Origin of the sequence: Collinsella sp. LCP19S3_H3 (genome assembly GCF_052119145.1) — a bacterium.
Classification (GTDB): domain Bacteria; phylum Actinomycetota; class Coriobacteriia; order Coriobacteriales; family Coriobacteriaceae; genus Collinsella.
In genome coordinates this window covers 91,596-105,325 of sequence record NZ_JBQKFW010000002.1, presented here as the reverse complement: position 1 = coordinate 105,325, position 13,730 = coordinate 91,596, and the positions used below count along the sequence as shown (strand labels likewise).

Sequence of the window (13,730 nt, the reverse complement as noted above, 5' to 3'; positions counted from 1 at the left end):
AAATGCCAATTATTGCATCAGATATAACCCAACTATTTGGAGGTTCGAATGGCACTCCCTCAGCTTACCGACGAGCAGCGTAAGCAGGCTCTTGAGAAGGCTGCCGCCGCACGTCACGCCCGCGCTGAGCTTCGCGAGCAGATCAAGAAGGGCGAGAAGTCTCTCGAGTCCGTGCTCAACTCCGATGACCCCATCGCTTCCCGCATGAAGGTTTCCACCCTCATCGAGTCTCTGCCCGGTTATGGCAAGGCCAAGGCCGCCAAGATCATGGAGGAGCTCGGCATCTCCGCTACCCGTCGCGTCCAGGGCCTCGGTGTCCGTCAGCGCGAGCAGCTCCTCGAGCAGCTGACCAAATAAGTGAGCGCTCAGGATTCAAAGCTCTTTGTGATTTCTGGACCGTCAGGTGCAGGCAAGGGCACGCTCGTCACTCGTGTGCGCGAGCGCCGCTCGAACCTGGGCCTGACGGTTTCGGCTACCACGCGAGCGCCACGTAAAGGTGAGGTCGACGGCGTCAACTACTTTTTCCTGACGCGCGAGGAGTTCGACCGCCGCGTGGCAAACGGTGAGTTTGTTGAGTGGGCCGAGGTCCACGGTAACTGCTACGGTACGTTGGCGAGCGAGGTCGCATCCAAGCTCGCCTCTGGCTCGTCTCTGATTTTGGAGATTGATGTCCAGGGTGCCCTGCAGGTCAAGGAGCGTTTCCCCGAGGCCGTGTTGATCTTTATCAAGCCGCCTTCGCTTGAGGTGTTACGCGATCGCCTGGTCGGTCGCGGTACCGAGACGCCCGAGACGATCGAGCTGCGCATGGCAAACGCCGCCGATGAACTTGCCCTTGCCGACCGCTACGACGACGTCGTGGTGAATGACGATCTCGACCGCGCGACCGATGAGCTCGTTCGCGTTCTCGATATGCATGAAAGGATCTGAGGTCCGTGTCCGTTGTAAAGCCTTGTATTGACGATCTTCTGGAGAAGACCGATCACAACCGCTTCCTGCTCGCCTCGCTTGCCTCCAAGCGCGCCTGCGACATTAACAGCATGCTGCGTGGCCAGCACAACCGCGTGCTTGCCGTTCAGGATGTCGATGACATTACCATTGGCCTTTCCGGCGCCGATACCATCTCGATGGCTATGGACGAGATTGTCGACGGCGATATCTCCTACGACGAGGCTCGTTACAAGAAGGCGCTCGGCCACAAGGTTGCTGAAGCCTAAATGGCAGCTCGCGTCTGCCTGGTCCACTATCACGAGGTTGGACTGAAGGGCAAGAACCGCGCACATTTTGAGCATATCCTCATGGATAACATCAAGGCGGCCTTGGCCGCCTTTTCCGTGAATGCCGTGTCTCGAATTTCCGGTTATATCCTCGTGACCTTTAACGAGCATCAGGCCGACGAGGCGGCGCGTGTCATTCGCACCGTCCCCGGCGTTGCCCGCGTGTCCCTGGCATATCACACCAACCGCGACCCGCAGGAGTACTGCGCCGCCGCCGTGAAGGCGCTGCGCGAGTTTGGTCCCTTCGATTCGTTTAAGGTGCATGCCAAACGCTCTAACACCGACTACGAGCTCACCTCGATTGATATCAATCGTCAGGTTGGCGAGGTACTGTGCGAGGCCTTCCCTGATAAAAAGGTCCAGATGCACGACCCCGACGCGATGGTGCACGTGCTGGTGGTCCAGGGTAGCGTTTACGTGTATGCGCGCTCCGAGCGCGGCGTGGGCGGTCTGCCGGTGGGTTCCGCCGGCAAGGTTGTGACGCTTCTGTCGTCGGGCATCGATTCTCCGGTGGCGACCTGGATGCTCGCGCGTCGCGGCGCGGTGTGCGTGCCGGTACATTTCTCCGGTCGTCCGCAGACACCCGATACAAGCGAGTATTTGGTGCAGGACATTATCCGTGCGCTTGCGCCGGGCGTCCAGATCGGCCGCCTGTACGTGGTGCCGTTTGGCGATTGCCAGCGTGAGATTTCCGTGGCCTGTCCCAGCAACCTGCGCGTGATCATGTATCGCCGCATTATGTATTCGGTTGCCGAGCGCATTGCGCATATCGAGGGCGCCAAGGCTATCGTGACCGGTGAATCGCTCGGTCAGGTTGCCTCCCAGACGCTCGAGAACATTATGGCCGTCAACGAGGCCGTCAAGATCCCCGTGTTCCGCCCGCTGATCGGTTCGGACAAGCAGGAGATCATCGCGCGTGCCGAGGAAATCGGTACCTTCGATATCTCGACCGAGGCTGCTCCCGATTGCTGCACGCTCTTTATGCCGCGCCGCCCCGAGACGCACGCAAAACTCGATGCCGTGCATGAGGCGTGGGAGCTGTTCGATCACGAGGAGATGATTGAGCGCTTGCTCAAACAGACCGAGTACATCGACTTCGAGAGCAACACGTACAAGGCCCCTAAGACCTTAAAACGTAAACATCCTCAGCTTGCTCCACGTGAGATTTACCAAGATCACGAATAATGTTGTGTATAGACCGGCGGTGCATTTGCATCGTCGGTCTTAATCTATCTGGGCATTAGGCGATAAACGGTTCATTTGTCGACGTGTATCTGAATAAATGGACACTATCCTGCAAGGTTTTGGTCAGCTTTTGGTTTGACTTCGATAACCGGTGTGGGCGTGCGGAGGCTACGGCGCTCGTTTCCTGACACGATGGTGTTGGGAGGTGTTTGCTATGGCGCAACGCGAGCAACACGAACGGGTTAAACGGATGGACCGCTGGGCAGAAAAGCTGCTCGGCCATAAGGCGATGGTCGTGGCGATTCTGATTGTCATTGCCGCCGCGAGCGGCTTGGCGATGGCAAGTTTTGGTAGCCGCTCCAGCGGCGTGTCGTTTGAGCGTGGTGATGAGGCGGGCGCCTCGGATGTGCGCGGGGCCGGGGATGGGTTACCTGATGATGCCGATGAGTCGTCTGCCAAGAGTTCTTCTGCTGCTGAGGTGTACGTCGATGTCGATGGCGCCGTTGCGAGGCCTGGCGTGTACCGGCTCAAAGACGGAGCGCGGGTGTCCCAAGCGATCGATGCCGCCGGAGGGCTCACGGCTGAGGCGGATGTGACAGGGCTTAATCGTGCGTCCAAGATCACAGATGGTCAAAAGATCTATGTTCCGATGGTGGGGGAGCAACAAGCGGCTGCGTCGGTCGGCGGGGTCGAAAGCGGTGCTGCCATGACTGCTGGTGCGGGGTCTTCGTCGGGGCTTGTGAATATCAATACGGCAAGTGCGGCGGAACTGCAGACGCTTTCGGGCATCGGGCCTTCTACGGCCCAGTCGATTATCGATGAGCGGACTCAAAACGGGGCCTTTGCCTCGGTCGATGACCTCATGCGCGTATCGGGGATCGGTGAGAAAAAGCTCGCCAAAATTAAAGATTGCATCTGCGTATGAGTGTGTCCGAGTGCGAGCATGTGATGCCGCCGCGGCCCCTGATGCCGTGGACGATTGCCCTTTGTTCTGGCTTGTGTGCGAGCTGCGGCCTGGTGCTTAACGTGGCAGCCGATTTGCTGCTGGGAGAGCGGGCAGCGCCCGTCACATTGCTTATGGCCATTCCCGTTGCGGCTGCCGCGTGCATCGTATTGGCTCGGTTTTGTATGAGTCTTGTGCGGTGGAGGCGATGGCTGTATGCCGCGTCCCTCGGCCTCCTGGCGGGAGCGGTCGTGTCCGCGGGTTGGGCGATAGGGGCGCTGCGTGCTTCGACGGCACTGGATAATCGAGCTGCGAGCAGTCTCGAGTTTGTTGTGCAGGGCGATCCATCCATCAATGATGGGACGTACTCCTATACCTGTGATTCATATGCGGGCGAAAAGCGCTTGGGCGAGATACGGCTGTCGTGTGATCGTGAGCTCAGCGCCGGTTCGCGTGTGCATGCTGTTGGTCGAATGTCGCGTTTTGAGAATGATGCGTATGGGCGCTCACGCGTGCTTCGGGGCGAGCTTCGAAAAGTTAAGGTCATCCGGTTGGTATCGGTTGACGAGGGCTTTCCGGGGCCGTTGCCCTGGCTGCGAAACGAGCTCCTTGCCGCTATCGCGCCCGAGACCGATCCGGCGCGCTCGCTCATTGACGGCGTTGTCTGCGGACGCTCCTCCGAGCTGCGTGCTCAGCCGGCGGGCGATTTGTTTTCGGTAACGGGCACCGCACATCTTATCGCCGTCTCGGGCAGCCATCTTGCCATCGTTGGGTTTGTGATTGAGAGCGCCCTGCAAAAGACTCGCCTCTCTCGTGGGCTGCAGAGGGGGCTGTTGGTGCTGGCCCTCGCTGCCTATGCCGTCTTTACAGGCGCTTCGCCCTCGGCCGTGCGCGCGTGCTGTATGGTGGCGGTGACGCTTGTCGTCAACGGCGCCGGACGTCGTCGGCATGGCCTTTCGGCTCTATTTTTGACCATGACAATCTTTATGTTGCTGCGGCCGACAGTATTGTTCGAGATGGGTTTTCAGCTATCGTGCGCCAGTGTTTTTGCCATCCTTTGTTTTTGCCCCTACGCTACCTACGCCTTGGGCGAGCTGGGCGTGCCATCGGGGGTTGCCAGTATTTTGTCCGTCACGCTGTGCTCGCAGATCGCGACACTTCCCGTAATCATTCCCGCATTTGGGATGTTTTCGCTCATTGCCCCGCTTGCAAATGCCGTGATCGGTCCGGTGATAAGCGTTCTGCTCGCATCTTCGGTTGTGCTGGTGCCTTGCTCGCTTGTGCCGCTCTTGCGTCACGGGGCGCTTGTGGTGCCCATGGCTATCGCTCGCTGTGCCCTGTTCTTTGAGCAACTCTTTGCTGCCGTTCCGGGCGCATCCGTAAGCGTGCCGCCCGATACGCCCTTGGTATACGTGGTGCCTTTTTCGCTGGTGGTCCTCTTGGTCTTGTGGCCACGCCCCAGCGCGCGGCCCATGGCAGTGGGGCTGCTGTGTTTGATGCTTGCGGCGGGCGTTCCGTATGTCTATTGGGATCGATGTGCGCCGCCTTCGGTGACAGTCCTTGATGTTGGCCAAGCCGATGCGATTCTGGTTCGTCAGGGTGGCGCCGTGGCGCTCGTCGACTGTGGCCTCGACGCGCGCGTGGTGTCGGCGTTGGTTCGCAATAACGTCCACCATATCGACGCCGTCTTCGTGACGCATTGGGATGAAGACCATTGGGGCGGTCTTCCCGACGTACTCGATCGGTTTTCGGTAGGAACCATTGCGGTTGCGGCGGATGCGCTGGGCAGTGCGCCTGCTGAGGTCCTGAATCGCCCAAGCGTCACGTATCGGCAGGTGGCTCGCGGAGACACAGTCGATATCGGCGCATTTCGGGCTCGTGTGATGTGGCCGTTTGATACGGTTGACGGTGAGGGCAATGAGGACTCGCTTGTCTTGCTGCTCTCCTATGCTCAGGAAGGCAAAAGCCTGCGTATGCTCCTCACTGGTGATGCCGAGCTCGATCAGGAGCGCGAGTTTGTACAGGAGGTGGGTGATATCGATGTGCTCAAGCTGGGGCATCACGGCTCAAAAGATTCTGTCGATACAGACTTGCTGGAAACCCTTAAGCCCGAGCTCTCTATTGCGAGCGCGGGCGAGGGCAACCGCTACGGCCATCCATCCGATGCCTGCATCGATGCCGTTAGCGATGCGGGCGGCGCGTTCGCATGCACTATCGAGAGAGGCGACATTACCGTCTCGCCGACTGCGGCCGGTTTTGCCATGCGATGTCAGCGACCGTGATGCTGCCGTTGGCGCGGGACCAACCCGTGGGATAGAATGGCACGGTACGAACAGGAGAGCCTGCGGGAGGGGAGCGCGATGTCTGAAACCGGTCTGCTGCCGGCATATCTGATCGTCGGTACCGACGGAGTCAAGCGCGACCACGCCGTCTCGCGTATGAAAGCACGTCTGGAAAAGTCGGGTATGGTCGAGTTCAACCTCGACGAGCGCGACATGACCAAGGACCCCGATATCGAGTCCATTATCGGATCGCTCAACACTTTTCCCATGGGCAGCGAGTTTCGCTTGGTAATCCTTGACGGCTGCTCAAAGCTCGCCAAGGCGGTCTCGGAGCCGCTTGTCGAGTATTTAGCGAGTCCAAGCCCCACAACGGTCTGTCTCATCATCGCCGACTCGCTTGCCAAGAACACGCGCCTGTATAAGGCGATCGCCAAGATCGACAAGAAGGCCGTGATCGATTGCTCCGGCACCAAGCGCTGGGAGCTACCGCGCCGCGTGCAGCAGATGGCGACGCAGCACGGCAAGTCGATCTCGACGGCGGCCGCCGAGGAACTCGTCTCGCGTTCGGGTGAAAACACTCGCATGCTCGATAACGACTTGGCCAAGCTTGCCCAGATGGTCGATGCGCCGCAAATTGAGCTTGCCGATGTGGAACGCTGGATCGTGCGCACGGCCGAAGTTCAGCCCTGGGATTTTCTCAACGCGGTCTCGGCTCGTGATATGCGCCGCTCGCTTGAGCTCTTTGGGCTGCTACCCGCCAAGAGCTATGTGTGGACCTACACGCTGCTGTGCGGACGCATTCGCGAGCTTATCGTCGCCAAGGCGCTCGATGCGCGTGGGCAGGGTCGCGAGCTTGCCGCGACGCTCAAGCTTCAACCCTGGCAGGTTAAGAATCACCTGACCTGGGCACGCCGCTTTTCGATGGCGGAGCTCGTCGCGGCGCTCGAGGGCGCGGTCGATGTTGAGCTCGCTCTTAAGGGTTCGGCCGATTCTCAGAACGCGCTTTTGCTCTGGATTACGAACATCTTGAGAAAATCGTGATGATACCTGTCTATTTGACAAATTCGTTCTATCCCTTTGAGGGGGAGCGTGCTATAGTAGGCGCTTGCATGACCTCACCGTGTCTCAGAGGTGTCATACATTTTTTGCAAGGAACTCGAAAGGAACTCCAGAAGTGGCAAACATCAAGTCTCAGAAGAAGCGTATCCGCACCAATGAGGCAGCTCGCATGCGTAACAAGGCTGTCAAGTCCGAGCTCAAGACGCTGACCAAGCACGTCCAGTCCGCCGTCGCCGAGGGCGACGCCGAGAAGGCCCAGGCTGCCCTCAAGACCGTCACCAAGCGTCTCGACATGGCTGCCGCCAAGCATGTTATCCACAAGAACCAGGCTTCCAACCGCAAGTCCGGTCTTGCCAAGCTCGTGAACAGCATCAACGCCTAAGTTGTAAATTTCACACCACATAGATTACGCGCATAAATGGAGCCTGTTTTATGGAACAGGCTCCATTTTTTGTACCGCTCGGGTAAGATAGTCCGCATGAATACTTCAATTGACATTTCCCACATCCGCAACTTCTCGATCGTTGCGCATATCGACCATGGCAAGTCCACGATCAGTGATCGCATCCTCGAGCTCACCCATACCGTCGACGAGCGCGACATGGAATCGCAGCTGCTCGACACCATGGATATCGAGCGCGAGCGCGGTATCACGATCAAGTCCAATGCCGTTCGCGTTTCCTATGACGCCGACGATGGCGAGACGTATCAGTTCAACCTGATCGATACGCCGGGCCACGTGGACTTCACCTACGAGGTCTCGCGTTCGCTTGCCGCTTGCGAGGGTGCGGTGCTCGTCGTCGACGCCACGCAGGGCGTCGAGGCGCAGACCGTCTCCAACGCGACGCTCGCCATGAACGCCAACCTGGATATCGTGCCCGCTATCAACAAGATCGACTTGCCGTCGGCACACCCCGACGAGGTTAAGACCGAGATCGAGGATGACCTTGCGATTCCTGCCGACGATGCCGTGTGCGTATCGGGCAAGACCGGCGAGGGCATCCATGATCTGCTGGAGTCCATCGTCTTTTTGATCTCACCGCCCAAGGGCGATGCGACGGCGCCGCTCAAGGCGCTCATCCTGGATTCGTATTTTGACGAGTACCGCGGTGTCGTCGCCACGGTCCGCGTCTTTGACGGCTCCATCAAGAAGGGCGATACCCTGCGCATGATGCAGGCCGAGGGCGACTTTTTGGTCGATGGCGTGGGCGTCAAGCGTCCCGCCGAGACTCCGGTCGACGCGCTGACGGTCGGTGAGGTGGGCTACGTGGTCACGGGCCTGAAGGACCCTGAGGCCGTTCGCGTGGGCGATACCCTCACGTGGGCGTCGAATCCCTGCCCTGAGCCGCTTCCCGGTTACCGTGAGGCCAAGCCCATGGTCTACACGGGCTTGTTCCCGATCGACAACAAGGATTATGAGAACCTGCGTGACGCTCTCGATAAGCTGCATGTCAACGACCCGTCGTTGGTGTGGGAGCCCGAGACCTCGGTGGCGCTCGGCTTTGGCTTCCGCGTTGGCTTCTTGGGCCTGCTGCATATGGAGGTCGTCAAGGAGCGCCTGGAGCGCGAGTTCAACCTGGACCTCATCGCCACGAGCCCTTCGGTGGACTACCACGTCTACAAGACCGACGGCGAGATGCTTGATGTCCGCAGCCCGCAGGATCTGCCCGAGGCTACGCGCATCGAGCGCATTGAGGAGCCCTACCTCAAGGCCAAGATTATCTGCCCGCCCGAGTATACGGGAGCCGTCATGCAGCTCGCTATCGAGCACCGCGGCATTACGACCGACATGATCCACCTCACGAGCAAATCGGTCGAGATGCGCTTCGACATGCCGCTCGCCGAACTCATCCTGGACTTCTTTGACCAGCTCAAGAGCCGCACCAAGGGCTATGCGTCGCTCGATTATGAGTTCAACGAGTATCGTCCCTCCGAGCTCGTCAAGCTCGATATCCTGCTTTCGGGCGACGAGGTGGACGCGCTTTCGTTTATCGTGCACAAGGACAAGGCCTATGGCCTGGCCCGCGGGTTGTGCGACAAGCTTAAGGAAATTATTCCGCGCCAGCTGTTCGAGGTGCCCATTCAGGGTGCCATCGGCAACAAGATCATTGCCCGCTCGACCGTCAAGGCGCGCCGCAAGGACGTTTTGGCCAAGTGCTATGGCGGCGATATCTCGCGTAAGCGCAAGCTGCTCGAGAAGCAGAAAGAGGGCAAGAAGCGCATGAAGGCCATCGGTTCGGTCGAGGTCCCGCAAGAGGCCTTTATGGCTATCCTCAAGGTGGACGAGTAGTTCCATGGCGCTTTCCGAATACAGTACGCGGCTGCTGGGTGCCTATGCCGAGCAGCCGTTCCTTATGGCTCCCATGGCCGGCGTGACCGATCCCGCCTATCGCATCATGTGCCGCCGCCGCGGCGCCAATCTTGCCTACAGCGAGATGGTGAGCGTGGCGGGCCTTGCCTATGCCAGCAATAAGACGTGGCGCCTGGTGCTGCCGGCAGACGAGGAGCGGCAGATCTGCGTGCAGCTCTTTGGCTCCAAGCCCGATCAATTTGCGAGCGCCGTCGCTGCCGTCGAGGAGCGTGTGGGCGATCGCCTGTCGCTGATCGATATCAACATGGCCTGCCCGGCTCGCAAGGTCGTCACCAAAGGCGAGGGCTCGGCGCTCATGCGCACGCCCGAGCTGGCCGAGAAGATCGTCGAGGCGGCGGTGGGAGCGGCGCACGTGCCCGTGACCGTTAAGATTCGCAAAGGCTTTTATGCCGAAGATCGCAATGCCGCGACGTTTGCCCAGATGCTCGAGGGGGCGGGCGCCGCTGCTGTGGCGGTGCATGGTCGCTGTGCCACGCAGCTCTATACGGGTCAGGCCGATTGGTCGGTCGTCGATGAGGTGGCCGATGCCGTCGAGATTCCCGTCATCGGTTCGGGCGACGTGTTCTCGGCCGAGGATGCCGCGGAGCATCTGCGCAACTCGGGTGCCAGCGCGGTGTTTATCGCACGCGGTATCTACGGTAATCCCTGGGTCTTTGGTGATGCTCGCGCCCTTGCGCTCAATGGCGTACCGGTGCCGGTGCGCAGCTCTGTCGAGCGCCTGGACGCCCTGCGCGAGCATCTCACACTGACGCATGAGCTTCTGCCGCTCATGTCGCGTGCCCGTACGTACGCGAGTTGGTATCTAAAGGGCATGCCCCATGCCGCCGCCTGGCGTGCCCAGGTGGTGCGTTGCTCCACATATGAGGAGTTCATGGCATTGGTCGATGATATCGAGCGCGATGTGGTGGCCTGCGAGGCCGCGCTTGCCGCTGGCGAGTCGGTGCCCGCTCATCCGCTGGAGGCCTAACGGTGGCCGTTACCGCGCTGTACGTGCATGTGCCGTTTTGCGCTCAAAAGTGTCGGTACTGCGACTTTGACTCACGCGGTTTTGCTCCGTGCGACCTGAGCGCAGCGCTCGATGCCTATTTTGAGCAGCTGTATGCGCGCCTTGATGCCTTTGGAGACACCGGGGCGCTTGCACAGGTCCGCACCGTCTATGTTGGCGGCGGCACACCGTCGCTGGCGGGAGAGCGTCTGGTGGAGCTTGCCCGGCGTATTTGCATGTGGTGCAAGCCCGTCGAGTTTACCTGCGAGGCTAATCCTGAGTCGCTGACCGCCGAGCTTGCCGCTGCGCTTGCCAAGGTTGGTGTCACACGCGTCTCTCTGGGCGTGCAAACGCTCGATAATGCCGAACTTACCGCCATCGGCCGTATTCACGATGCCGATCGGGCGCTCGCTGCCATCACGACGGTTAAGGACGCTGGGCTCGATGTGTCGTGCGACCTTATGTGCGGCCTTCCCGGGCAGACCGCAGCGAGTTGGAAGCGCACGCTCGATGGCGTGTTGGCAGCGGCGCCGCAACATGTGTCGGTGTACCCGCTCACGCTCGAGGAAGGCACGCCGCTCTACCGCATGGCGTGTTACGACGAGTCGCTCGAGCCCGACGAGGATTTTCAGGCTGCGTGCATGGAAGCGGCGCGCGAGCGTCTGGGCGTGACCGGCTATCACCCGTATGAGGTGGCAAGCTATGCTCTCGACGGACATGAGTGCTCGCATAACATCGCCTATTGGACCGGACGGGGCTATCTGGGCCTGGGTCGCTCTGCCGCGGGCATGCTCGACGCCGAGGATTTCGATCGCTTGGCCGGGCTTTATCCCCACGTGCCCGCTCGCGGCGATGCGTATCGCGTGCGTCTGGTACAACGCGACGATGCCGCGACGACGTTTGATGCCGAGTATCTGTCGCGGCGCGAGGCGGCGGCGGAGGATTTGATGCTCGCCTGCCGCATGACGCGTGGCATTGGGCCCGACCTGTTGGTTCGCTCGGCAAGCGTGATTCCTGCAGACGAGCTGGCGGCGTCCTGTGACCGTGCGCTCGAGTTGGGCCTTGCCACCTGGGTGCCCATTGATGTCGAGGGGCATGCGGGGCGCATCACCTCAAAAGATGTTGTAGCAGGTCGCGCCCGCGCCCGTTTAGCGCCCACCCACTTGGGCTGGCTCGATGGAAATATGCTGTTCGAGCTGTTTTGGGGTCTAGCTTAGGCCGCTCGGGTAGAATTACCGCAATATATACGCTGCTGTGAGCAGGAGGTTGCCGCGCATGGCGACGATGAACGAAAAAGATTACTACGAGATCTTGGGTGTCTCCAAGGACGCCACCTCGCGTGATATCCAGAAGGCCTTTCAGCAAAAGGCCCGCAAGCTCCATCCGGACGTCAACAAAGAGCCGGATGCCGAGGAAAAGTTTAAAGAGGTTTCCGAGGCCTATGCCGTGCTTTCGGACGAGCAGAAGCGTGCGCGCTATGATGCCATGCGCTCGGGCAATCCCTTCGCCGGCGCTCCTTCTGCTTCGCCCTATGGCGGCGGCTACGCCGGCAGCGCAGGCTATGGCAATCCCTTTGAGGGCGGCTTTCCCTTTGAGGGCGGCTTTCCCTTTGGTGGCGCCTGGGGCCAGCAGCGTCGCCGCCAGGCTGCCTATAATCCCGAGAACGGCGCCAACGTGGTCGTCGATATTAAGCTCGACGCCAAGGAGGCCAAGGGTGGTGCCCGCAAGACCGTCCGCTATACGCGCTTCGATACCTGTGGTCATTGCGGGGGCTCGGGCTCTGTCTCGTCCGAGCATGCACATACCTGTCCGAGCTGCGGCGGTCGCGGCCACATCGACGTCGACCTGTCCTTCCTGTTTGGTGCCGGCACGTTCCAGTCGGTCTGCCCCGAGTGCGGCGGTTCCGGTAAGGTCGTCGCCGACCCCTGCCCCGATTGCGGTGGCAGCGGGCGGACCCGTGTGACCTCCGAGCAGACGATTGAGTTTCCTGCCGGCACGCATGATGGCGACGAGGTCCATATTGACGGCATGGGTCACGCCGGCACCAACGGTGCCTCGGGCGGCGATTTGGTCGGGCGCGCCCATGTCGAGGCCGAACGCCTGGAGGGCAAGGCTCGTACCGGTTTTTACCTGATGGGCATCGTGGCGCCTTTTTTGGTGCTGTCGGCCATCTCGGGCGTGTTCTCGGCCTTTGCCATGATGTGCTTTGTTCCGTTTGCCATGGGCTTGTTCATGGTGCTCTCGGACGGCGTGCTTCACCGCAGCCTGCTGTGGTGGAAGCGCGGCGCGATGCAGTTTGCCAACGGTTTTGCCAACGGATTTATGTTTGCTCTCGTGTCGGTTTGGTTTGCGAGCTGCTCGCAACGTGCCATGCTTTCGCCCTACGCAATGCAATAACATCAAACCCTTTGTTTGCGGTCGGCCCAGCTTGGGTATAGGACGCACTGTGACAATAATGAAAGTCGGAAGGATTCGGTCGTGTCGGAAAATAGGGATTACTACGAGGTACTTGGCGTCGACAAGGATGCCGACGCGCGGACGATTAAGCGCGCGTTTCTAAAGAAGGCCCGTATCGTACACCCGGACGTTTCGGACGACCCCGATGCCGAGGCCAAGTTCAAAGAGCTCAACGAGGCATATTCCGTTCTTTCCGACGAGCAGAAGCGTGCAAACTACGATCGCTACGGTTCGCCCGACGGCCCCGGTGGCTCCGGCTATGTCGACATTAACGATATCTTTGGCGGCATGGGCATGGACGACCTCTTTTCGTCGTTCTTTGGCGGCGGCGCCGGCGGTGGCGCCCGAAATCGCCGCGAGCGTCGTCGCGGCCGCGATATGGCCATCTCCCTTTCGGTGACCCTTGAGGAGGCGGCGCTCGGTTGCAAAAAGACGATCAGCTATGACCGCCTTGCCCCCTGTGATGATTGCAATGGCACCGGTAGGGCCGAGGGTGCGGCCGAAAAGCAGTGCAGCCGTTGCCACGGCACGGGCTATGTCACGACGGTCCAGCGCTCGTTCCTGGGTCAAGTTCAGTCCTCTTCGCCCTGCCCCGACTGCCATGGCGAAGGTACGGTCATCGACCATCCCTGCGAGACCTGCGACGGTCAGGGCCGCACGCCTTCGCATGAAAAGATCGACATCGATATCCCCGCCGGCGTCTCGACCGGTCGCCAGCTGCGCGTGAGCGGCTTTGGCGAGGCAGGCCTTCGTGGTGAGCCCTCGGGCGACCTGATCGTCAACGTGCGCGTCGCCGATCACGAGCGTTTTAAACGCAACGGCGACGACCTGTACCTCGTGAGCGATATCTCGATTGCGCAGGCTGCGCTCGGCTGCGAGATTAAGGTTGAGGGCATTTTACCCGACGAGGTCGTCAAGGTGTGCGTCCCCGCCGGTACGCAGTACGGCGACACCGTGAGTGTCAACAACTACGGTATGCCCCGTATCGGCGGTGGCGGCTCGCGTGGACGCTTGATCGTTCAGCTGCGCGTGCTCGTCCCCACGAACCTTTCCGCCAAGCAGCGCGAGCTGCTCGAGGCTTTCGCCGCCGAGTCGGGCGACGATGTCGCTTCCGGCAAGAAATCGGTGACCGATCGCATTAAGAGCGCTCTCGACGACATCCTCGATTAAGGAG

13 protein-coding genes are annotated in these 13,730 nt (G+C 60.4%); all 13 read left to right on the top strand.

Annotated features, from left to right (window positions below; translation table 11 throughout):
- The first annotated feature begins 48 nt into the window (after window positions 1–48).
- The 13 genes from mihF (at window position 49) to dnaJ (ending at window position 13,726) form a co-directional block, all read left to right on the top strand.
- On the top strand, window positions 49–357 hold the full coding sequence (mihF, locus tag ACTQZF_RS01420; protein ID WP_006236130.1) for an integration host factor, actinobacterial type: 309 nt from the start codon (window positions 49–51) through the stop codon (window positions 355–357).
- A complete protein-coding gene (gmk, locus tag ACTQZF_RS01415; protein WP_441554349.1) occupies window positions 358–927 on the top strand; it encodes a guanylate kinase in 570 nt (189 codons plus the stop codon).
- A gap of 5 nt (window positions 928–932) precedes the next feature.
- The gene (locus tag ACTQZF_RS01410; protein WP_370450597.1) at window positions 933–1,214 is read left to right on the top strand and encodes a DNA-directed RNA polymerase subunit omega; all 282 of its coding nucleotides are present in this window, start codon (window positions 933–935) and stop codon (window positions 1,212–1,214) included.
- Window positions 1,215–2,459, top strand: a complete 1,245-nt coding sequence (gene thiI, locus ACTQZF_RS01405; protein ID WP_427726849.1) for a tRNA uracil 4-sulfurtransferase ThiI — start codon at window positions 1,215–1,217, stop codon at window positions 2,457–2,459.
- A gap of 214 nt (window positions 2,460–2,673) precedes the next feature.
- Window positions 2,674–3,384, top strand: a complete 711-nt coding sequence (locus ACTQZF_RS01400; RefSeq protein ID WP_441554348.1) for a helix-hairpin-helix domain-containing protein — start codon at window positions 2,674–2,676, stop codon at window positions 3,382–3,384.
- Window positions 3,381–5,684, top strand: coding sequence for a DNA internalization-related competence protein ComEC/Rec2 (locus ACTQZF_RS01395; protein ID WP_441554347.1), 2,304 nt, complete (start codon window positions 3,381–3,383; stop codon window positions 5,682–5,684). The genes ACTQZF_RS01400 and ACTQZF_RS01395 overlap by 4 nt, the downstream gene beginning before the upstream one ends.
- A 78-nt stretch (window positions 5,685–5,762) precedes the next feature.
- Window positions 5,763–6,725, top strand: a complete 963-nt coding sequence (gene holA / locus ACTQZF_RS01390; protein ID WP_427747932.1) for a DNA polymerase III subunit delta — start codon at window positions 5,763–5,765, stop codon at window positions 6,723–6,725.
- Between the two features lie 133 nt (window positions 6,726–6,858).
- Entirely contained in the window at window positions 6,859–7,125 is a 267-nt protein-coding gene (gene rpsT, locus ACTQZF_RS01385; protein ID WP_022094714.1) for a 30S ribosomal protein S20, read from the top strand.
- 96 nt (window positions 7,126–7,221) lie between these two features.
- Entirely contained in the window at window positions 7,222–9,033 is a 1,812-nt protein-coding gene (lepA, locus tag ACTQZF_RS01380; protein ID WP_441537017.1) for a translation elongation factor 4, read from the top strand.
- A gap of 4 nt (window positions 9,034–9,037) precedes the next feature.
- Window positions 9,038–10,081, top strand: coding sequence for a tRNA dihydrouridine synthase DusB (gene dusB / locus ACTQZF_RS01375; protein WP_427717514.1), 1,044 nt, complete (start codon window positions 9,038–9,040; stop codon window positions 10,079–10,081).
- 2 nt (window positions 10,082–10,083) lie between these two features.
- Entirely contained in the window at window positions 10,084–11,316 is a 1,233-nt protein-coding gene (hemW, locus tag ACTQZF_RS01370) for a radical SAM family heme chaperone HemW (RefSeq protein ID WP_441554346.1), read from the top strand.
- Between the two features lie 58 nt (window positions 11,317–11,374).
- Window positions 11,375–12,496, top strand: a complete 1,122-nt coding sequence (locus tag ACTQZF_RS01365) for a DnaJ domain-containing protein (RefSeq protein ID WP_441554344.1) — start codon at window positions 11,375–11,377, stop codon at window positions 12,494–12,496.
- Window positions 12,497–12,577: 81 nt separating this feature from the next.
- A complete protein-coding gene (gene dnaJ / locus ACTQZF_RS01360; protein ID WP_427726832.1) occupies window positions 12,578–13,726 on the top strand; it encodes a molecular chaperone DnaJ in 1,149 nt (382 codons plus the stop codon).
- Window positions 13,727–13,730 lie beyond the last annotated feature (4 nt).